This is a genomic window from Streptomyces sp. Tu 3180 (genome assembly GCF_009852415.1).
Classification (GTDB): Bacteria; Actinomycetota; Actinomycetes; order Streptomycetales; family Streptomycetaceae; genus Streptomyces.
Genome location: NZ_WOXS01000002.1, coordinates 4,332,041 through 4,351,594, shown reverse-complemented (window position 1 = coordinate 4,351,594; position 19,554 = coordinate 4,332,041). Strand labels below are relative to the sequence as shown.

18 protein-coding genes are annotated in these 19,554 nt (G+C 75.2%); 9 read left to right on the top strand and 9 right to left on the bottom strand.

Going from position 1 to position 19,554, the window contains the following annotated elements:
- The first annotated feature begins 85 nt into the window (after nucleotides 1-85).
- The gene (locus tag GL259_RS20485) at nucleotides 86-3,229 is read left to right on the top strand and encodes a BTAD domain-containing putative transcriptional regulator (RefSeq protein WP_159534826.1); all 3,144 of its coding nucleotides are present in this window, start codon (nucleotides 86-88) and stop codon (nucleotides 3,227-3,229) included.
- Here GL259_RS20485 and GL259_RS20480 read toward each other — a convergent pair.
- Entirely contained in the window at nucleotides 3,207-4,001 is a 795-nt protein-coding gene (locus tag GL259_RS20480) for an ABC transporter permease (protein WP_159534825.1), read from the bottom strand. The two genes, GL259_RS20485 and GL259_RS20480, sit on opposite strands and share 23 nt — an antisense overlap.
- Nucleotides 3,998-4,969, bottom strand: coding sequence for an ATP-binding cassette domain-containing protein (locus tag GL259_RS20475; protein WP_159534824.1), 972 nt, complete (start codon nucleotides 4,967-4,969; stop codon nucleotides 3,998-4,000). The genes GL259_RS20480 and GL259_RS20475 overlap by 4 nt, the downstream gene beginning before the upstream one ends.
- A 200-nt stretch (nucleotides 4,970-5,169) precedes the next feature.
- Here GL259_RS20475 and GL259_RS20470 point away from each other — a divergent pair, with 200 nt between their 5' ends.
- Together GL259_RS20470 and GL259_RS20465 are read left to right on the top strand one after the other, a co-directional pair.
- On the top strand, nucleotides 5,170-5,529 hold the full coding sequence (locus tag GL259_RS20470) for a hypothetical protein (protein WP_159534823.1): 360 nt from the start codon (nucleotides 5,170-5,172) through the stop codon (nucleotides 5,527-5,529).
- Nucleotides 5,530-5,830: 301 nt separating this feature from the next.
- The gene (locus tag GL259_RS20465; RefSeq protein WP_159534822.1) at nucleotides 5,831-6,757 is read left to right on the top strand and encodes a hypothetical protein; all 927 of its coding nucleotides are present in this window, start codon (nucleotides 5,831-5,833) and stop codon (nucleotides 6,755-6,757) included.
- Nucleotides 6,758-6,804: 47 nt separating this feature from the next.
- On the opposite strand, the gene GL259_RS20460 is transcribed toward GL259_RS20465, so the two are convergent.
- On the bottom strand, nucleotides 6,805-8,295 hold the full coding sequence (locus GL259_RS20460; protein WP_159538806.1) for a SulP family inorganic anion transporter: 1,491 nt from the start codon (nucleotides 8,293-8,295) through the stop codon (nucleotides 6,805-6,807).
- A 528-nt stretch (nucleotides 8,296-8,823) separates the two neighbouring features.
- Between GL259_RS20460 and GL259_RS20455 the strand changes: the two genes are divergently transcribed.
- A complete protein-coding gene (locus tag GL259_RS20455) occupies nucleotides 8,824-9,150 on the top strand; it encodes an antibiotic biosynthesis monooxygenase (protein WP_159534821.1) in 327 nt (108 codons plus the stop codon).
- A gap of 71 nt (nucleotides 9,151-9,221) precedes the next feature.
- Here the strand turns inward: GL259_RS20455 and bla are convergent, their stop codons facing one another.
- Nucleotides 9,222-10,220 (bottom strand): class A beta-lactamase, encoded by a 999-nt coding sequence (bla, locus tag GL259_RS20450; RefSeq protein WP_159534820.1) that lies wholly within the window; start codon nucleotides 10,218-10,220, stop codon nucleotides 9,222-9,224.
- A gap of 151 nt (nucleotides 10,221-10,371) precedes the next feature.
- Nucleotides 10,372-11,997 carry a penicillin-binding transpeptidase domain-containing protein gene (locus GL259_RS20445; RefSeq protein WP_159534819.1) on the bottom strand — a complete coding sequence of 542 codons (1,626 nt, stop codon included), beginning with the start codon at nucleotides 11,995-11,997 and terminating at the stop codon, nucleotides 10,372-10,374.
- A gap of 86 nt (nucleotides 11,998-12,083) precedes the next feature.
- On the opposite strand from GL259_RS20445, the gene GL259_RS20440 reads away from it, so the two are divergent.
- Nucleotides 12,084-13,052: a LysR family transcriptional regulator gene (locus GL259_RS20440; protein WP_159534818.1), complete on the top strand. Its 969-nt coding sequence runs from the start codon at nucleotides 12,084-12,086 to the stop codon at nucleotides 13,050-13,052.
- Complete coding sequence (locus GL259_RS20435) at nucleotides 13,049-13,936, top strand: serine hydrolase (RefSeq protein WP_159534817.1); 888 nt, start codon at nucleotides 13,049-13,051, stop codon at nucleotides 13,934-13,936. The genes GL259_RS20440 and GL259_RS20435 overlap by 4 nt, the downstream gene beginning before the upstream one ends.
- A 102-nt stretch (nucleotides 13,937-14,038) precedes the next feature.
- Here the strand turns inward: GL259_RS20435 and GL259_RS20430 are convergent, their stop codons facing one another.
- Nucleotides 14,039-14,242: a cold-shock protein gene (locus GL259_RS20430; RefSeq protein ID WP_159534816.1), complete on the bottom strand. Its 204-nt coding sequence runs from the start codon at nucleotides 14,240-14,242 to the stop codon at nucleotides 14,039-14,041.
- A 242-nt stretch (nucleotides 14,243-14,484) separates the two neighbouring features.
- A complete protein-coding gene (locus tag GL259_RS20425; RefSeq protein WP_159534815.1) occupies nucleotides 14,485-14,865 on the bottom strand; it encodes a MerR family transcriptional regulator in 381 nt (126 codons plus the stop codon).
- Nucleotides 14,866-15,417: 552 nt separating this feature from the next.
- Between GL259_RS20425 and GL259_RS20420 the strand changes: the two genes are divergently transcribed.
- Nucleotides 15,418-15,789 (top strand): DUF6479 family protein, encoded by a 372-nt coding sequence (locus GL259_RS20420; protein WP_159534814.1) that lies wholly within the window; start codon nucleotides 15,418-15,420, stop codon nucleotides 15,787-15,789.
- 91 nt (nucleotides 15,790-15,880) lie between these two features.
- A complete protein-coding gene (locus GL259_RS20415; RefSeq protein ID WP_159534813.1) occupies nucleotides 15,881-16,039 on the top strand; it encodes a hypothetical protein in 159 nt (52 codons plus the stop codon).
- Between the two features lie 20 nt (nucleotides 16,040-16,059).
- Here GL259_RS20415 and GL259_RS20410 read toward each other — a convergent pair whose 3' ends face one another.
- Entirely contained in the window at nucleotides 16,060-16,848 is a 789-nt protein-coding gene (locus GL259_RS20410) for an Ig-like domain-containing protein (RefSeq protein WP_159534812.1), read from the bottom strand.
- Nucleotides 16,849-17,112: 264 nt separating this feature from the next.
- Between GL259_RS20410 and GL259_RS20405 the strand changes: the two genes are divergently transcribed.
- Nucleotides 17,113-17,499, top strand: coding sequence for a hypothetical protein (locus GL259_RS20405; RefSeq protein WP_159534811.1), 387 nt, complete (start codon nucleotides 17,113-17,115; stop codon nucleotides 17,497-17,499).
- 127 nt (nucleotides 17,500-17,626) lie between these two features.
- Here GL259_RS20405 and GL259_RS20400 read toward each other — a convergent pair whose 3' ends face one another.
- Nucleotides 17,627-19,330 carry a glycoside hydrolase family 13 protein gene (locus GL259_RS20400; RefSeq protein WP_159534810.1) on the bottom strand — a complete coding sequence of 568 codons (1,704 nt, stop codon included), beginning with the start codon at nucleotides 19,328-19,330 and terminating at the stop codon, nucleotides 17,627-17,629.
- Nucleotides 19,331-19,554 lie beyond the last annotated feature (224 nt).

Genomic DNA, 19,554 nt, shown 5'->3' with positions numbered 1-19,554 from the left:
CCCGGACGGGCCGGACGGGCCGGACGGGCCGGACGGGTCCTCGCCGGCACCGGCGCGTTCGGCGGGCGCTGGCTAACCTTCAGGCGTGACCACCGAGTTGACCCTGCTGTCCCAAGTCGCCTGTCGCGGGCGGGAGATCACCGCACCCCGGTTGCGCGGGCTGCTCGCGTTGCTCGCCGGCGACCTGCGCGCCGGTTGCAGCACGGGGCGGCTGGTGGAGGGGCTGTGGCCGGACGAGCTGCCGGAGCGGCCGGGCAAGGCGGTGCAGGTCCTGGTGTCCCGGGTCAGGGCGCAGCTCGGTGCCGATCTCGTCGAGAGCACGCCGACCGGTTACCGGCTGGCGCTGGACGAGACACAGGTCGACAGTTCCGCGCTGCTGCTGTACGAGGCGGCGAGCGCCGAGCGCGCGAGGGCGGGGGACCCGAAGGGCGCCCTGGCCCAGGCCGAGGCGGGCCTGGCGCTGTGGGACGGAAGCGTGGGCGCCGGGGCGGGTGCGGACCTGCACGATCCGGTGGTGGCGCTGCGCGCCGACCGGGTCCGGGCGCACCGCTCGCTGGTCCGCTCCCGCGCGCTCGCCCTCGCCCGGCTGGGGCGCCGGCAGGAGGCGGCGGCACCGCTGGCCGGACTGGCTGGGGAGTCGCCGCGGGACGAGGAGGTGCTGGCGGAGCTGCTGCGCTGCGACGCCGCCACCGCCGGCCGGGCCGCGGCGCTGACCCGCTACGACGCCTACCGCCGCGCGCTGCGCGACGAGCTGGGCACCGATCCGGGCCCCGGGCTCCGTTCCGTGTACCAGGAGCTGCTGAAAGCGGACGCGCCCCTGGTCCGCCACGGCGTGCCGCACGAGCCGAACCCCCTGCTGGGGCGGGACGCCGACCTGGCCGCCGTGGCCGATCTGCTGCGCGAGGTCCGGGTGGTCACCGTCGTCGGTCCCGGCGGGCTGGGCAAGACCCGGCTCTCCCACGCGGTGGGGCGGGCGGCCGAACAGCCCGTCGTGCACTTCGTCACCCTGACCGGTGTCACCGCGGACGACGACGTGGCCGGTGAGGTGGCCTCGGCCGTCGGCGCCGGCGAGGGCCGGCAGTTCACCGGCGGCCGGGACCCGGTGAGCGGCATCGTCGCCGCGCTGGGTCCCGGGTCCGCGCTGCTGGTGCTGGACAACTGCGAGCACGTGATCGCCGGTGCCGCCGCCCTCGTCCAGGCACTGGTGTCGCGGTCGAAGGAGCTGCGGGTCCTCGCCACCAGCCGGGCCCCGCTGGGCCTCAGCTCGGAGGCCGTGTACGCGCTGCCGGAGCTCTCCCTGGCCACCTCGGTCGAACTCTTCGAGCAGCGGGCGCGGGCGGCCAGGCCCGGCGTCGGTCTGCCCGCCGACCGGGTGGCCGAGATCTGCCGTCACCTGGACGGGCTGCCGCTGGCCGTGGAACTCGCCGCCGCCCGGGTGCGGGTGCTGTCCGTGGCCGACATCTCCCGCCGGCTGCGGGATCGTTTCGCGCTGCTGCGCGGCGGCGCCCGTGACGCTCCCGAGCGGCACCGCACCCTGCAGGCGGTGGTCGAGTGGAGCTGGAACCTGCTGGAGCCCGACGGCCGGGCGGCACTGCGCGCGCTGTCGGTGTTCCCCGGCGGCTTCACCGAGGAAGCGGCGCAGTACGTGCTCGGCGAGACCGGGGACGCGCTGGTCCTGCTGGAGCAGCTGGCCGGCCAGTCGCTGATCAAGGTGGGTGACAGCCCGTCGGGGGTGCGCTTCCACATGCTGGAGACGCTGAGGGAGTTCAGCGCCGCCCGGCGGGCCGAGGCGGGCGAGGAGGAGGTGGTGACCGACCGGTTCCTGGCCTGGGCGCGGGACTTCGGCCGCGAGCACCACGACGTGCTGTTCGGCGGCCACGCGTTGCTCTCCTGGCGCCGTGTCCGGGCCGAGCAGGACAACCTCGTGCTGGCGCTACGGCACGCGCTGGCCCGTTCCGACGGGCCCGCCACCGCGGCCCTCACCGCCGTGCTGTCGTCGTTGTGGGCCACCGACTCCAACTTCGCCCGGCTCGCCGGCCTCGCCACCGAGACCGCCGGGCCGCTGTCCCACTTCCGCCCCGGGCCCGAGAGCCCCGAGGACGTGGAGCCGGCCCGCAGCGCGGCGACGGTGTGTGCCGCCAGCCTCTTCATGGGCCTGGGCCCGCACGCCGTACGCCAGCTCGTCACCCTGCGCCGGCTGCCGCCCGCGCCGCCGGACACGCTGGTGCGGGCGCTGGCCGTCGTGCTGTGTGCCGTCCCGGAGATACGCCCGCCCGAGTACGCGCGGCTGGAGGAACTCTGCGGGGCCGACGCGCCCCTGCTCGCGGGCATCGCGGCCGGCGTCGCCAGTTACGTGTGGGAGTCCGAGCACCAGCCGGAGCGCGCACTGGAGTACGCCCGGCGGATGCTCGACACGCTGTCGCCGGCCGGCAATCCGGCCATGCAACTGCTCGGCCACGGACGGGTCAGTGAGCTGTACCTCCAGGCCGGGCAGGGCGCGAAGGCGTACGACCACCTGCGGGCCGGGCTCGACGCGCTCGGCGAGTTCGACGACTGGCTGGACACGGCCGGAATCCGCTGGGGGCTGGTGCTGGCCAGCCTGCACCGCGGGGACGTCGACGAGGCGGAGTACTGGCTGGGGCTCGCGTCCCTGGACCAGCCGCCGGAGTCGGCCCGGATCTACACGCCCGATCTGGCGGCCCGGGCGGAGATCGCGCTGGCCCGGGGGCTGACGGAGGTCGGGCTGGGGTTGTGGCGGCAGGCCATGGAACGGGCGGGGGAGGACGGCGCGCTGTGTGCCGACGATCCGTTCGTGGTGTCGTGGTTGCTTCGGATGCAGGCGGCGGCGGTGGCGGCGCACGCGCAGCACGGCCGGCTGGAGCCGGTGGCGGGACTGGCCGGGCAACTGCGGGAGCGGCTGCTGGGGATGCTGTCCGTCTCCGGTGAACGGGCTCCGGTGGAACTGCCGGTGTACGGCACGGTCCTGCTGGCCCTCGGCTTCGCCGGGCTCTCCCGGGGCGACACGTCGGCCGTGCGGCTGCTGGCGCTGGCCGAACGGATGCCGGTGGTGCGGGAGTTCCCCACCCTCGCCCTGTCCCGGGCCCGGGAGGCGGCCGAGCGGGCCGACAGGGCGGCGTACGCCGACGCGGGGTCGGAGTACGCCGCCCTGGGGCGGGAGGAGCTGAGGGCGGCGGCCCTGCGGGAACTCACCGCCGGGGCTCACGGTTGAACTGCGACCTGGACCACCAGTAGCCCAGCGCGGTCAGCGCCGCACACCAGACGAGGGTGAGGACGGCGTTCTTGGTGCCGATCCCGGTGCCCATGAGGAGGCCGCGCAGGGTCTCGATGAAGGGCGAGAAGGGCTGGTACTCGGCGAACCAGCGGAACCAGCCCGGCATGGCGTCCAGCGGCACGAAGGCGCTGCCCAGCAGCGGCAGGACCATGAGCGGCTGGGCGGCGTTGCTGGCCCCTTCGGCGTTGGGGGACGCCAGGCCCATGCCGACCGCGAGCCAGATCAGCGCCACGCTGACCAGCGTCAGCAGCCCCGCCGCGGCGAGCCACTCCAGCGGCGACGCGTCGGGCCGGAAGCCGATGGCCAGTCCGACGCCCAGCACCACGACCAGGGCCATCAGCGCCTGGATCACGCTGCCGGCGACGTGGCCGATCAGCACGGAGGCGCGGGAGATCGCCATGGTGCGGAACCGGGCCACGATGCCCTCGGTCATGTCCATGGCCACGGACACGGCGGTACCGATCGCGATGCCGCCGATGGTCATCATCAGGATGCCGGGGACGAGGTAGGCGACGTAGTCGGCGCGGTTCGCCGTGCCGCCGTTGATGCCGGCGCTCATCACGTTGCCGAAGACGTACACGAAGAGCAGCAGCAGGATGACCGGGGTGAGCAGCAGGTTGAGGGTCAGGGAGGGGTAGCGGCGGGCGTGCAGGAGGTTGCGCCGCAGCATGGTGAGGTTGTCGCGGACGGTGTGGGTGGCGGCGCTCATCGGGCGGTCTCCTTGTCGGCGGGCTGAGCGGGAACGGGGCTGCCGGTGAGGGCGAAGAACACGTCGTCCAGGTCCGGGGTGTGCACGGACAGTTCGTCGGCCTCGACGCCGGCGGTGTCGAGCCAGTCGAGGATGGCGCGCAGCTCGCGCTGGCTGCCGCCGCTGGGGATGTGCAGGGTGAGGGCCTGGTCGTCCCGGGTGGTCTCGCGCAGGGCGTTCGCCGCCTGCCCGTAGGCCACCGGGTCGGAGAAGCGCAGCCGCACATGGCCGCCGGGGACGAGCCGCTTGAGCTCCTCGGCGCTGCCCTGGGCGACGAGCTTGCCGCCGTTGAGCACCGCGATGCGGTCGGCGAGCTGGTCGGCCTCCTCCAGGTACTGGGTGGTGAGGAAGACGGTCGTGCCGCCGGAGACCAGTTCGCGGACGATCTGCCACATGGTGTGGCGGGAGCGCGGGTCGAGCCCGGTGGTCGGCTCGTCGAGGAAGATGATCCGCGGGTCGCCGACCAGGGTCATGGCGATGTCGAGGCGGCGCTTCATGCCGCCGGAGTAGGTGGAGGCGGGCTTCTTCGCGGCGTCGACGAGGTCGAAGCGCTCCAGCAGGTCGGCGGTGACCCGCCGGCCCTCACGCTTGGAGAGGTGGTGCAGGTCCGCCATGAGGAGCATGTTCTCCTCGCCGGTGATCAGCCCGTCCACCGCGGAGAACTGCCCGGTGACCCCGATGGCCGCCCGCACCTCGTCCGGTGCCGTGGCGACATCGTGGCCGGCGACCTGGGCCTGGCCGCCGTCGGCGGAGATCAGCGTGGACAGGATGTTGACCGCCGTGGTCTTGCCGGCGCCGTTCGGCCCGAGGAGGGAGAAGACCGTGCCGGCGGGCACCTGGATGTCCACGCCGTCGAGGACGGTCTTGTCCCCGTAGGACTTGTGCAGCCCGGTGGCTGCGATCGCGAGTTCGTGGTCCGTCGTCGTCATGCCGCAGAGCGTGCCGCCGGGGCGGTTCAGCACGGCTTCAACGCGGTTTCAGCGTCCCCGGGAGGGCGTGGGGGTGCTGAAACCCGCGGGCCGGCGGGGCCGGTGCCCCCCGCTCCGGCCCCGGGCGCCGGAAGCGACCGGCACGTCGACGGGGGTCCGGGTCACCCCACCGCGTCCTCGCTCGGCTAGGCTCTTCCACCATGTCGCACCCGGATGGTCTGCTCGTCGGCATCGCCGCGATGGTGGAGACGGAGCAGGACAGTCAGATGTCCCTCACCGTGGTGGTCCCCGGTGCCGTCATCACGGGACGGCTGGCGCCCGAGGCCATGTGGCGGGAGCGCGTGGCCGAGGTGCTGCGGGACTCCGACCGGCTGGGGCACTTCGCCGCGCCGTTCACCGCGTCCGCCGAGCGCCCCGCCCCGCCCACCCACCTCCACTTCCACGTCGCCAAGATCCTCCAGGGGAGCTACGGCATCCCGGACACCGGCGGCATGTACCGCGTCGCGATCGCCGAGGTGAGCGCGTGGACCGTGGGGGCCATCGGCTACTCCGACGAGTGACGGCCGCGGCGCCGGGCCCGTCCCGGCGCACGCCCGCACACGGACGTCCCCGGCGGTGCGGCCGCCGCCCCGGACCACCGGATCCCCGGTGATGTCTCCGGCGTCCCGCCGCGGCCAGGGCCGTGGCGGGGCGACGTGCGGGCTCACGGCATTCCCGCGAGGCGCGCAGAGAATGTGCGCAGGAGTGGCACACGGGCTGCACACAGTGGCGCGTGGGGCTCGTTAGCGTTGCTGTTCCTGCTCCGGTCCCTCGCCCCGCGCCCCCGGCGGGCGTCGGTGTGCCAACCCAGGAAGACAGCGGATGGACTACTGCTCCACGTGTCGCCGGCATCTGAACGGCGCCCTGGTGTGCCCCGGCTGCGGGGCCTACGCCCCGGACATCGCGCCCGGCGTGATCGGCGGCCACGCCGCCCCGGGAGCGGCGGCCTCCACGGCCTCGGCGGTCCCCGCGGCCACGACGGCCGCCGCGGCGCCTCCCGGGCGTACGGACGCCGGCCGTCCCGGTGACGGGACGGCGGTGGGGCCCGCCCCCGTGGAGGAGGTGCCGCCGGGCGACGCGCCGCCGGCGGTGTCCGCACCCACCGGACGGGCGGCGCGGCGGCGGCAGCTGGCCCGGTGGAGGAAGACCCAGCGGCGTGCCCTGGTCGCGACGGCCGTCGCCCTCGTCGGCGGTGGGCTGACCCTCGCCTCGATGGACCGGGGGGCCGGCGACCGCGCCCAGGCCGCCGCGGCACCCGACGTCACGGGCATGGGCGGCGCGAAGGGGCCCGCGGACCGGTACGACGCCCCCGGGTCCGCGACCCCGCCCGGCACCTCCCCGTCCGCGCCGGGGCGTTCCGCGCAGTCGCCCTCGGCCGGTGACGGGGACCGGCGTCCGGACGGTGCCGCGCCGGCGTCCACCGCACCGTCCGGCGCCCGCGCGGACGGCGCGGCCGCCGCGCGCACCCGGGCACCGGCGCCGCCCCGGACCACTGCGCCGGCCTCCGCCCCGGACACGGGCACCGGCCCGGTCTCCGGCACCGGCGCGTCCGGTTCCGGGGACTCCGGCACCGGGGACGCCGGCACGGCGACCCGGCCGACGGCCCCGCCCCCGGCGGCCGACGACACCGGCGGGACCGGCGGCGCGGACCAGAGCGGCTCGCAGCCCGCGCCCTCCGCGCCCTCCGACCCCTCGACGGCCTCACCGGACCCGTCCCGGCTCTGCCTGCTGGTCGTCTGCCTCGGCTGACGCCGGGACGGCGCCCGTGCCCGCGTGCCACCGGGATCCGCGACGCGTCAGTGCCCGCCCACGAGCTCGCCGCTGAGCTTGCCGTGGAGACGGGCACTGGGACCGTTCAGGCCCGTGATCTCGACGGTCTTGCCCCGCTGGGCGTACTTGGTCCCGACGGCGTCCAGGGCGGCCACCGACGAGGCGTCCCAGATGTGGGCGGACGACAGGTCGATGACGACCCGCTCGGGGTCGCCCGCGTAGTCGAAACGGCCGACGATGTCGTTGGACGAGGCGAAGAACAGCTCGCCGGTGACCCGGTAGACCACGGACGTGCCGTCCGGATCGGTGACGGCGGTGACCTCGGCGAGGTGGGCGACCCGCCGCGCGAAGATCACCATGGCGGTGACCGAGCCGACGACGACGCCGACGGCCAGGTTGTGCGTGGCCACCACGGTCACGACCGTGATCACCATGACGGCGGTCTCCCCGGCGGGCATGCGCCTGAGGGTCCTCGGCGCGACGGAGTGCCAGTCGAACGTCGCGAACGACACCATGACCATCACCGCCACCAGCGCGGCCATGGGGATGTCGGAGACGACCGGCCCGAACACGACGCACAGCACCATCAGGAACGCGCCCGCGAGGAAGGTCGACAGGCGGGTCCGCGCCCCGGACACCTTCACGTTGATCATCGTCTGGCCGATCATGGCGCAGCCGCCCATGCCGCCGAGGAAGCCGGTGACGATGTTGGCGATGCCCTGACCGACCGACTCCCGGGTCTTGGAGGAGTGCGTGTCGGTGATGTCGTCGACCAGCTTCGCCGTCATCAGCGACTCCATCAGGCCGACCAGCGCCATCGCGAAGGCGTACGGCGCGACGGTGGTCAGGGTGTCCAGGGTGAACGGCACGTCGGGCAGGCCGGGGACGGGGAGGGCGGACGGCAGCTCGCCCCTGTCGCCGACGGTCGGCACGGCGATCCCCGCGGCGACCGTGACGACGGTGAGGATCACGATGGACACCAGGGGCGCCGGGACCACGGTGGTGACCCTCGGGAAGAGCACCATCAGGGCCAGTCCGGCGGCGATCAGCGGATACACCGGCCAGGGGACGCCGGTCATCTCGGGGACCTGGGCCAGGAAGACGAGGACGGCCAGGGAGTTGACGAAGCCGACCATCACCGAGCGCGGGACGAACCGCATCAGCTTCGCCACGCCCAGCACGCCGAGGACGATCTGGAGGACACCGGCGAGGATCACCGCGGCGACGAGGTGGCCGAAGCCGTGCTCGCGGTTGAGCGGGGCGATGACCAGGGCCACGGCACCGGTGGCCGCGGAGATCATCGCCCGGCGTCCGCCGACGAACGCGAGGGTGACGGCCATGGTGAAGGAGGCGAACAGGCCGACGGCCGGGTCGACGCCGGCGATGATCGAGAAGGAGATCGCCTCCGGGATCAGCGCGAGCCCGACCACCAGGCCGCCCAGGATCTCGGTCCGCCAGACCTTCGGGTCGTTCAGCCAGTCGGGGCGCGCGGCACGCAGCCGTGCGGCGGGGGACAGCGCGGGAGAGGGCAAGGAAGCAGTACCTGTCGTGCTCGGGCACGCCCCCGTGAGGACGGGGGTGGACGTGCGGGCGGGAAGAAGAACGAGGAAGAGGGGGAACACCGGGGCCGGTGGCGGCACGGAGGGGCCGGTCCGGCCCGGTCCGGGGGATCCGGGGTGCTCCGGCGGCTGCCCGGGCGCGTCCGGAGTCCGCGGTCCGGGGTGTGAGGTCCGGGGTCCGGGGTCCGGATCAGAAGCGGGACGTCACGGCGGACAGACGGCGGCGGTGCCGGGCACCATGGTCTCGCGCACGTGGGTCTCCCGCCGGTTCCGGATGAGCTGGGCGATGGGCTTCGCGAGGGGCGTCGCGACGGGCTCCGCCGCGCCGGGGGCGTCGTCGGCCCGGGCGGCACGGCCCTCATCGCCGGACGGCGATTCTACCTTCCGGCCCCGCGGGGGACCGGTCCCGTCGTCCCGCTCCCGGCCCGGGCGGCACGGTGGCCCCCTTCCGTACGGCTCCGGGCGCGCTGCGGAAGAATCACGGGCATGAGCATCGTCAAGATCAACGTACTCACCGTTCCCGAGGAGCAGCGCGAGACGCTGGAGCAGCGGTTCGCCGCGCGGGCGGGGGCGGTGGAGGGCTCGGACGGGTTCGAGTGGTTCGAGCTGCTGCGGCCCGTCGAGGGCACCGACACCTACCTCGTCTACACCCGCTGGCGGACCGAGGAGGACTTCCAGCGCTGGATGGCCGGGCGCGGCCAGGCCGCGCACGGCGGGGGCGGTGAACAGGGCGAGCGGCCCAGGCCGGCGGCCACGGACGCGACGCTGTGGTCCTTCGAGGTGGTCCAGCAGACCGGGCCCAAGCAGGGCTGACGCCGCCGTGACCGGTGCGGGCGGCGTCGGCCCCGCCGGTGCCCGCACCGGTCACGGCCGGAGCGCCCGGGTCAGCTGAGGGCGGCGAGCGTGCGGCGGGTGGCCTCGGCGATCAGCGGCTCGCTGGGGGCGGCCCCCCGGTCGGGGCGGTCGGTCAGGACGGCCAGCACCAGCGGCGCGGCCCGGGGCGGCCAGAGCACGGCGACGTCGTTGGCCCGGCCCCATTCGGCGGTGCCGGTCTTGTCGCCCACCGTCCAGCCCCGGGGCGCTCCGGCCCGGATGCGCCGGTCGCCGGTGGTGTTGCGGACCAGCCAGTCCTTCAGCAGGTCGCGCTTCGCGGCGGGCAGGGCGTCACCGAGCACCAGGGCGCGGTGGTCGGCGGCGACCGCGCGAGGGGTCGTGGTGTCGTGCGGGTCCCCGGGCGGGTTGGTGTTCAGCTCGGGCTCGTAGTGGTCCAGGCGGCTCACCCGGTCGCCGAGTCCGCGCAGGTAGGTGGTGAGCGCGCGCGGGCCGCCGAGGTGGCGCAGCAGCAGGTTGGCGGCCGTGTTGTCGCTGTAGCGGACGGCGGCGTCGCACAGGTGACGGACGGTCATGCCGGTCGCGACGTGCTTCTCCGCGACCGGCGAGTGGGCGGCGAGGTCGTCCCGGGTGTAGGTGATCCGCTGGTCCAGGCGGTCGAGCGGGTCGCGGTCCAGGACCGCGGCGGCGGCGAGCGACTTGAAGACGGAGCAGAGCGCGAAGCGCTCGTCGGCGCGGTGGACCACCGTCGCGCCGGTGTCCGTGGCGACGGCGTACACCCCGACGCGGGCGCCGTACTCGCGCTCGAGGGCGGCGAGGCTCCGGGGGTCCACCGGGGCGGGGGCGCTGCGGCCCGGCGACGCCGACGAGCCGGGGGAGGTGGGGGAGGCGGGGGTCGCCGCGCCCCGGCCGCGCTCGCGCGCGGGAGCGGCGGTGGCGCATCCCGCCACGGGGGCGAGGGCCGCGGCCAGCAGCAGCGCACGGCGGGAGGGGCGGGCCGGTGCTGCGGGACCGGGGGAGCCTGCGGGGCGGGCGGGCGGTTCGGCGGGCACGTGGGGCACTCCGTTCACGGGTTCGCGGGGGTGGTGTCACGGGTTCGTACGGGGCGGGTCCGGGTCCGTGCGGGACGGTCCACGGGTCCGTACCCGGGGAGCGGGGTCCGGGCGGCGCGCGGGTGCGGCGCCGGTCGGGGCACGGGGGCGGTCAGGACGCGGGGGCGGCGGCCAGCAGGTCGCGGAGCACCGGGCCGGCCGAACCGCCTCCGGTGACGCCCTCCTCGACCACGGCCACACCGCCGCGGTGGGCGACCATCCAGCCGTTGTTCTCCTGGTCGTCGGAGACCTCCGCGGTGCCGGTCTTGGCGCCGATCTCACCGGGCAGGCCGGCCAGGACGCGCGCCGTGCCCCCGGTGACCGTCGCCCGCGTCAGCTCGCGCAGCTGGGCCACGACCCGCGGCGGGAGCGGGGTCGTGGCGGTCGTGTCCTCGGTGCCGGCGACCAGCGAGGGCTGGTGGAAGGTGCCGGACACGGCCGTGGCGGTGACCGACGCCATGATCAGCGGGTTGGCCTGGACCCGGCCCTGCCCGATCATCGACGCGGCCTTCTCCGTCTCGTCGCGCGGCACCGGCACGGACCCGTCGTAGGAGGGGACGCCGACGTGCCAGGTCTGGCCGACGCCGAAGTACCTCCTCGCCACGTCCCCGAGCTCGCCGTCGCCCAGCTTGCCGCGCAGACCGATGAACGCCGTGTTGCAGGACTCGGTGAAGGCCTCGCGGAAGGTGGCGCCCCGGTGTTCGGAGGTCTCCACGTTCTGGAACCGCTTGCCGACCGTGAGGTACCTGGGGCAGTCCACGACGTCGTCCGGGGCGACCGCGCCCTTGAGCAGCAGGGCGCTGCTGGTGACGATCTTCCAGGTGGAGCCGGGCGCGTAGGTGCCGGAGAGCGCGCGGTTGAAGCCGGACGCGGGCGTGTTGGCGACGGCGAGGATCTCGCCGTCGTCGACGCGCAGGGCGACCAGCGCGGCGTTCTTCCCGCCGGCCTCGCCGAGGGCGCGTTCCGCGGCCGCCTGCCAGCCGGCGTCCAGGGTGGTGCGGACGGGGCCGTCGTCCTTCGCGGTGGTCCTCCCGCCGAAGGACGCCTCCGTGCGCACCACCTCCCCCGTGGCCCGGTCGACGAGGTGGACGGCGCCGCGCGGTCCACCGCCGTCCGGGCCGCCCGCGAGCCGGGCGAGGACGGGGGCGAGCGAGGGGTGGGTGCCGGCCGACAGGGTCTCCCCGTCGCGGTCGAGGGCCCGGACGGGCCCGGTCTCCTCGCGTTCCAGGCGGAACTTGTGGCCGTCGCCGAGCCGGGGGTGGACGAGCGACAGCCTCCAGTCCACCTTCCAGGCACCGTCGTTCTGCTCCCGCAGCGGCAGTTCGGAGGTGTACGTCCAGGTGCCGAGGCCGGTGACGGGCATGCGCGCGGTGAAGGGCACCGTGACGGTGCCCTCGCCGGTCTCCTCCGGGTCCTCCGCGACGAGCTTCGGCCCGGTGATGTCGAGTCCCGCGGTGAAGCTCCGCAGCACCTGCCGCGCGCGGTCGGGTGCGGTCGTCCGGGCGGCGGCTTCCGGCAGGCGGCCGGCGGCCCAGTCGGCGAGGAACGCGCGGGCCTCGGCCACCGCCTCCGGGTCGGGACCGTCCTCGTCCGCGAAGGGGCCGAGTCCGGCCGCGTACGCCCCGCCCGCCGCGACCGCGGCCACCACCGCCACGGCGGCGAGGGCCCCGGCCGTCCTGCGCGGGCGGCGACGGGGGCGGCCGTAGGGGGTGGGGTCGGCGTGGGTGTGGGTGTCCATGCCCCCGAGGACAGCAGCGTCCGGGGCCGTCCGTCCAAGTCCCGTATCGATCATGAATCGATAAACGCTCGATATGATGACTGGTCGTGGACCTGGTGCGGCACCTGGAGTGCTTCGTGGCTGTTGCAGAAGAGTCACACTTCGGACGTGCCGCGGCCCGTCTGGGGATGGCCCAGCCGCCGCTGTCGCAGCGCATCCGGCGGCTGGAGCGGGAGCTGGGCGTCCGGCTGTTCGAGCGGACCAGCCGTCAGGTGACGATCACCGAGGCGGGAAGCCTGCTGCTGGCGGAGGCCCGTGAGCTCCTCGCCCGCTCCGAGTCCTTCCTGGCCACCGCGCGCCGCGTCCGGGACGGCGAGACCGGGCTGCTGCGGGCCGCGCTGTCCCCGGACCTCTCCGGTGAGACCGTCGCCGCCCTGCTCGCGGACTTCGGGCGGCGCCACCGCGGCCTGGAGCTGGAGCTGCACGAACTGCCCACCGCCCAGCAGCTCGCCCGGCTCGCGGCGCACGAACTGGACGTCGGCGTCGTCAACCATCCGTGTGACGTCTCGGGCCTGGAACTGGGCCCGGTGCTGCGGCGCGAGCTCGGCGTCCTGCTGCCGCGCGGGGCCGCGGCGGCCGGGCTCGACGAGGTCCCGCTGGCCACGCTGAGCGGCTACGACCTGATCCTCTTCCCCCGCACCGCCGCCCCCGCCCTCTACGACGACCTGCTGACCACCTGCGCCCGGGGCGGCTACACCCCCGCCGCCGTACGCCACGGCCAGGGCGCCAGCTTCGTGCGCGGACTGGTGCTCTCCGCCGGGGCCGTCGCCCTGTGCCCGCGCGACGCCCAGCCGCTGCCCGCCGGGGACGGGGACCCGGACGTCGTGTGGCGGCCGCTCACCGGGGCACCGCTGGCCTGGCGGCACTCCGCCGCCTGGCCCGAGGGGCGCGGGGACGCCGCCGTGCAGGCCTTCGCCGAGGCCGCCACGCACGCGTTGCGCACCACCGCCGGCGCGGTCCCCGACGCGCCGACCCGCCCGCTGCACCTGCGTCCGGCATCGGAGTACTGGCTGTGACCGACGCCGTCGCCCGCATCCACGCGGCCTTCGCCGACGCCGGGGTCACCGGCCGGCTGCACGCCGTCGGCATCGACTCCGGCGCGCAGCTCGACGCCGGGGCGGACCGGCCGGTGTGCACGGCCAGCGTCCACAAGCTGTGCCTGCTGGTCACGCTGCACGAGCACGCGGCGGCCGGACGGCTGGACCTCACCGAGCAGGTCGAGTGCCCGCCGGAGGGGCGCGCCGCGGGCCCGACCGGACTGGCCGCCATGCTGGACGCGGCCCGGCTGTCCCTGCGCGACCTGGCGTTCCTGATGATCACGGTCAGCGACAACACCGCCGCCGACCTGCTGCTGCGCCGCGTCGGCCTCGACGCCGTCAACGCCACGACGGCCCGGCTCGGCCTCACCCGGACGCGCGCCGTGCACAGCTTCGGCGAGATGCTCGCCACCATCAAGGAGGACGCCGGTCCCGGCGGCGCCCGGGCGCTCGCCGACCCGCACGTCGTCACCCGGCTCCGGGCGCTCGACCCGGCCCGCACCAACCGCAGCACGCCGCGCGACATGACCCGGCTGCTGGGCGCCGTGTGGCGGGACGAGGCCTGCACGCCGGAGCACGGCGCGGCCATGCGGCGGATCCTGGGGCTCCAGGTGTGGCCGCACCGCCTGGCCTCCGGCTTCCCCTTCGACGACGTCCACGTCGCCGGCAAGACCGGCAGCCTGCCGACCGTGCGCAACGAGGTGGGCGTCGTGGAGTATCCCGACGGGGGCCGTTACGCCGTCGCCGTGTTCACCCGGACCGCGCACACCGCCGCCGTCCTTCCGGCGGCCGACGCGGTCATCGGCACGGCGGCACGGATCGCGGTGGACGCGCTGAGAGCGGAGGAACTGCGGACGGGCTGAGGCCGTCCGCAAAAACCCCGGGCCGTCCCGGGGAAGAGGGAGGGAACACGGAACAGGGGCCCGCACCGAAGTGCGGGCCCCTGTGAAATCCCTGCGTGCGGGTCAGGCGGGGACGATGTTCTCCGCCTGCGGGCCCTTCTGGCCCTGGGTGACGTCGAAGGTCACCTTCTGGCCTTCCTGGAGCTCACGGAAGCCCGTGGTGGCGATGTTCGAGTAGTGGGCGAAGACGTCGGCGCCGCCGCCGTCCTGCTCGATGAAGCCGAAGCCCTTTTCCGCGTTGAACCACTTCACGGTACCGGTGGCCATATCAAATCTCCTGAGACAGTGCTGGGAACTCGCACTTCACGAATCCCCTCATCGTCGCGATGATCACCTGCCCGGAGACCCGGTAGCAAACTGGCAACCACAACTGCAACTGACGTCAGCCTAGCACGGGGAACAGCCGGAACGAGGAGAAGAAAATTACCGGCGAAAAATCGCCGGTAATTTCACGGAGAGAGATCTCCGCGGAGGAAGTTGAATTTCTGCTCCGGCGGGGACAGATTTTTTCACTCCTGTCCGCGGACGACGCCTCCGTCGCCCCGGCGCAGCTCCTCGTTGGCCCGTTCGGCCTGTTCCAGCCGCTCCTCCAGGCCGATGATGCGGCACGCGGCGTCGACCGGCGTCCCCTGGTCGACGAGTTCGCGGGCCCGGGCGGCCAGCCTCAGCTGGTGACGCGAGTAACGGCGGTGACCGCCCTCGGACCTCAACGGGGTGATCAGCCGCGCCTCGCCCAGAGCGCGGAGAAAAGCGGGTGTGGCTCCGACCAGTTCCGCGGCCCTGCCCATGGTGTAGGCCGGGAAATGATCGTCGTCGAGCCGGTCGGCGACGGGGAGTCGGATTTCGTCCGGCTGCCGGCCGTCGGCGTACGGCTGACTCTCCGGGGTCATACGCACCTTCCCGCGGACCGCGAGAGAAACGGTCCGCCGCGGGGACGGGTTCCCCACAGGGGAACTCTAGTCGGCTCGGTGGAAAAACTGCCGCGGCGAGGACAGATGTGCCGCTCCCGCACCGCTCGACCGGGTGAGGCGGTGTGGGTGACGTGGGCGTCGGCCGGTCGGTTCCGCCGGCCCCGGTGGCCTGCCGGCCCCGGCGGTCCGCTGATCCCGGCGGTCCGCCGGCCCCGGTGGCCGGGCCGCCTCTTCCGCGGTCCGTCGCGCACGGGAGCGGACGGTCCCGTCCGGTCCGCCCGGCCCGCGGGGCACCGAGGCGCGGGGCGCGGTCTCCTGGACGGTGCGGGGGCGCGATGCGGGAAGGCCGGACCGGGCCCCGAGCTGCACACGTGGGGACGCGACGGCCCGTCCCGGCCTTCCTCTGGCCGCAATCTGCCATCCCGCGGGACGGGCCGCCCTCCGGGACGGCCGAACGAGGGGGCCGGCGGCTCGCCCCTTCCCCCGGACATTCCGGGCGCTTTATCTCATTTCCTCGTCCATAATCGGACCATGAGCACGGCAGCGTATGAACTTCTGGCCGCAAGTCAGCACGTGTGGAACCTGCTGGCGGCCTTCATCGGCGGGCTGGTGGTGGCCGGCGCACTGATCTGGGCCGTACGTGTCGGTATGCGGGTCATGGACCGCGAGGAGCACCGCCCCACCCCCGAGGAGCAGCCGAAACTGCCGGACGGCGGTGCGGTGCGCGAGATGCGGGAGGTGCGGGAGCCGGACGAGGTGCCGCTTCTGCCGAAGAGCGGCTCACGGCTCATGCCCTACGAGCTCCATCACGCCGGAACCAGGACGGGCAAGGACCAGGTCCGCAAGCGCTGGATGCCCGGCTCCAGCGGCGGCTTCGGCAGCGGCGGTCCCGGACACGTCTGACCGCTCCGTCCCGGGGAGGCCCTTCCCGGGAGGCGACGACACGGCCGGACGGCGACGCGGGCGCGGGGCGGCCGGGGCCGCGGGAGCGACGGTGCGCGCGGCCCCGCCGGCCGTCGGGGCGTCCGGGTGCACCGACGAGGAGCCGGAGCCCGCCGAGCCGCCCGGCGAGTCCGCGAGGGCCGCCGCGCGCAGCACCCACGACCCGCCCGGCGACGCCCGCCCCGAGGTGGAGCGGGCGGTGCGCCACTGACGGGCCGGGCGGGGCGTGCGCTACCGGCGGGGGGTGCGCCGCGGGGCGGGGTCCGTGCCCCCCACCGTGATCTGGATCTGCTCGCTCACCGCGCTCACCCCGTTCAGGACGGCGGTGGCCTGGAGCCGGTCGGGGCCGGCCGGAAGGGCCGGACCGGGCGTGCAGTCCCAGTGGCCGTCGGGCCCGGCGGTGGCGGTGCACACCTCGGCGCCGTCCCGGTCCGAGACGGTGACCTGCGCGCCCGGATGGGCCGTGCCGGCGATCTCCGGTCGCGGGCCGAGCGGCACCCCGGACTCCGGGCGGGTCAGGACCGGCTCGGCCAGCCCCACGGTCACCTGACAGCCGCCGGTGGCCCTGACCGCGCCGTTCGCGTCGGCCAGCCGCAGGACGCAGCCGTCCGGCCGGGTCCCGGGCACGGCGTCCGCGGGCACCGCCAGCACGAAGGGGAAGGCCCCCTCGCGCCACGGCCGCTGTGCCGAGGTCGCGGTGTACGCGGCGGTCCGTCCGCCGGCGGCCACCGAGCCCCGGTAGCCGGGGGCGTCGAGGGGCGCGCCGGTCACCCGGGTCCCGGCGGGGGCCGTCAGGGTGAGCGTGGAACCGGTGCCGGGCAGCGGCCCGGTGAGGCCCGTGACCTCGACGGTGCCCTCCCGCCCGGGCGGGATCGTCACCTCGCCCCACAGGACCGGGGCGCCGTGCGCCGGAGCGGCGCGGTCGTCGGCCGCGGCGTACGGCCCGGCCGCCGGCCACGCGCCCGCGAGGAGGGCGGCCGCGGTCAGCACGGCCGCCGCTGTCTTCCCTGACCTGTTCATCGTCGGCGGGCTCCTTGTACGGACGACGGGGTACGGACGGGCCTCGGGCCGCGGACACGGCTACCGCTGCGTCCGCGGGCGTCACGGACACACCCGGGAGCGATTCTGGCGGGGTGTCCGCGCAGGTCGCCCCCGGTGGTGGCCCGTACGGGTGGCCCTCCGCGCGGGTCCGCCGGTGTCCGGCCGGCGACGGTGTAGCGGCGGGCGGGACATCGCGGCAAGGTGGATGAACCAGGAGGAAGTGGGCACAGGAGGTGTTCCGACGTGATCACCGAGCTTGCCGTCGAACGAGTCGAGTTCACGTGCGGTACCTGCTGGTACCGCTGGAGCGTGGACTACGACGTCCAGCGCAACCTGGACGGACGCGGGGACGAGTGGGAGTACTTCTACCGGGACAACGCCGCCGTCCCGTCCCCGTACACCCCGGAAGGGGCCCCGCCCTGCGAGCACTGCGGACGCCACTGGGTCGGCCACCTGGTCGCCCGGCGCCCCGTCCCCCTGCCGGGCGCCGAGGACGCGCCGCGCAGCCGCGTCCCGGCAAAGGGACTGCTCCGTCCCGAGCGTCACCTGGCCCCGCTGCTGGAGGCCGGCGACCACGCGCAGCCGGCCCCCGGCCCCGCGCCGGGCCCGCGGTCCACGGATCCGGTCTGAGCCGGCCGGTCCCGGCCCGCCCCGCCCGGGACGCCGCGGTCGATCCCGTCCCGGGACGCCGCGGGTGACCCCGCCCGCGGTCCCGCCCGGCCCGGGGAGGGACCGGCCGGGACCGCGCGGTGCCGGCTCAGCGGATCAGCCACGCCGTCGTGTCGGGGCCCAGCCGGCCGTCCTCCAGGGGCGCGCTGGTCAGCAGGACCTCGCCCGCGGGGAGGCCGACCGGGCCAGGGGACAGGTTGGCCACGCAGCGCCAGCCGTCGCCGCGGTCGAACTGGAGGACCCCGTCCGGGGTCTCCTCCGCCCAGGTCAGCGTCTCGCCGTCGATCAGCTTGCGGCGCAGGCGCAGCGCCGTGCGGTACAGCTCCAGGGTCGAGCCCTCGACCCCGTCCTGGGCCTCGACGGCGTACGCGGCGAAGCCGGGCGGCTGCGGCAGCCAGGCACCGCCCGCGCCGAAGCCGTACGACGGTCCGGTGGTCGTCCACGGCAGCGGCACCCGGCATCCGTCGCGGCCCTTGCGGACCCGCCCCGTCTGTTCCCAGATCGGGTCCTGGAGGACCTCGGTGGGCAGGTCGGCGACCTCGGGCAGACCGAGCTCCTCGCCCTGGTAGACGTACGCCGAGCCGGGCAGCGCCAGCATCAGCAGGGTGGCGGCGCGGGCCCGGCGCAGCCCCGCCTCCGGGTCGACGGCGGGGGCCTTGCCGCCGGACAGCAGCCAGGCGTTCTCGTCCGTGCCCGGCGGCAGCATCAGGCGGGAGGCGTGGCGGACCACGTCGTGGTTGGAGAGCACCCAGGTGGCCGAGGCGCCGGCGGCGTGGGCGGTCGCCAGCGACTCGGTGATGACCTGACGGAGCTCGCCGGCGTCCCACGGCGTCTTCAGGTACTCGAAGTTGAAGGCCTGGCCCAGTTCGTCCGGGCGGGCGTACAGGGCGCGGCGGGCTCCGGGGACCCAGGCCTCGGCGACGGCCATGCGGGGCGGGGAGTAGGCGTCGAGGATCTTGCGCCAGTCGCGGTAGATCTCGTGCACCTCGTCGCGGTCGTAGAAGGGGTGGGTGCCGGGCGGGAACTCACCGAGGGCGGTCTCACTGCTCAGCTCGGGGGCTCCGAGGTCGCGCAGCGGCTCGCTCAGGTCCTTGACCAGGGCGTGCGCGACGTCCACGCGGAAGCCGTCCACGCCCCGGTCGGACCAGAACCGCAGGGTGGTGCGCACGTCGGCGCGGACGTCCGGGTGGCCCCAGTTGAGGTCGGGCTGCTCGGCGGCGAACAGGTGCAGGTACCACTGCCCGTCGGGCACCCGCTGCCAGGCGCTGCCGCCGAAGACGGACTGCCAGTCGGTGGGCGGCAGTTCGCCGCCCGGGCCGCGGCCGTCGCGGAAGACGTAGCGGTCGCGGGCCGGTGAGCCGGGGCCGGCGCGCAGCGCCTCCTGGAACCAGACGTGCTGGTGGGAGGTGTGGTTGGGGACGATGTCGACGATCACCTTCAGGCCGAGCCGGTGGGCCTCGGCGACGAGCTCGTCGAAGTCGTCGAGGGTGCCGAGGCGCGGGTCGACGTCGCGCGGGTCGGCGACGTCGTAGCCTCCGTCGGCCAGCTCGGAGGGGTAGAAGGGGCTCATCCACAGGGCGTCCACCCCCAGGGCGGCGAGGTGGGTGAGGCGCCGGGTGATGCCGCGCAGGTCGCCGAGTCCGTCGCCGTCGGCGTCGGCGAAGCTGCGGGGGTAGACCTGGTAGACGACGGCCTGCCGCCACCAGTCGGGGTTCTTGGAGGAGAGGTCGGGGGTGGCGCCGGGGGCGGGGTACGGCGGCCGGGGGTCGGGCGTGGTGGGGCGATCGGTCACGCGGTCTCCTCTGGGTGCGTGCGGGTGACGGGAGGATGTGTCCACAACACCGTAAAAGCGAACACACGGGTGGAGTGGAGCAATTCCCTCCCGGTGTGGCGCGGGAAACCTTCGTCCCGTTGCGCGGAACCCTCCGGGGTGCTCGGCGCGGGAGGAGCGGCGGGAGCGGCCGGCCGGCGGGCGCGGGTCCGCCGAGGCCGCCGGCTCCGGCGGCGAGCACCCCC

Bases quoted from the DNA above. Each gene is read 5' to 3' on its own strand.
- GL259_RS20420 (WP_159534814.1), top strand. From the start codon at position 15,418: ATGAGCACGGCAGCGTATGAACTTCTGGCCGCAAGTCAGCACGTGTGG.
- GL259_RS20410 (WP_159534812.1), bottom strand. From the start codon at position 16,848: ATGAACAGGTCAGGGAAGACAGCGGCGGCCGTGCTGACCGCGGCCGCC.
- GL259_RS20445 (WP_159534819.1), bottom strand. From the start codon at position 11,997: ATGGACACCCACACCCACGCCGACCCCACCCCCTACGGCCGCCCCCGT.
- GL259_RS20475 (WP_159534824.1), bottom strand. From the start codon at position 4,969: ATGACGACGACGGACCACGAACTCGCGATCGCAGCCACCGGGCTGCAC.
- GL259_RS20430 (WP_159534816.1), bottom strand. From the start codon at position 14,242: ATGGCCACCGGTACCGTGAAGTGGTTCAACGCGGAAAAGGGCTTCGGC.
- GL259_RS20465 (WP_159534822.1), top strand. From the start codon at position 5,831: ATGGACTACTGCTCCACGTGTCGCCGGCATCTGAACGGCGCCCTGGTG.
- GL259_RS20425 (WP_159534815.1), bottom strand. From the start codon at position 14,865: ATGACCCCGGAGAGTCAGCCGTACGCCGACGGCCGGCAGCCGGACGAA.
- GL259_RS20470 (WP_159534823.1), top strand. From the start codon at position 5,170: ATGTCGCACCCGGATGGTCTGCTCGTCGGCATCGCCGCGATGGTGGAG.
- GL259_RS20480 (WP_159534825.1), bottom strand. From the start codon at position 4,001: ATGAGCGCCGCCACCCACACCGTCCGCGACAACCTCACCATGCTGCGG.
- GL259_RS20455 (WP_159534821.1), top strand. From the start codon at position 8,824: ATGAGCATCGTCAAGATCAACGTACTCACCGTTCCCGAGGAGCAGCGC.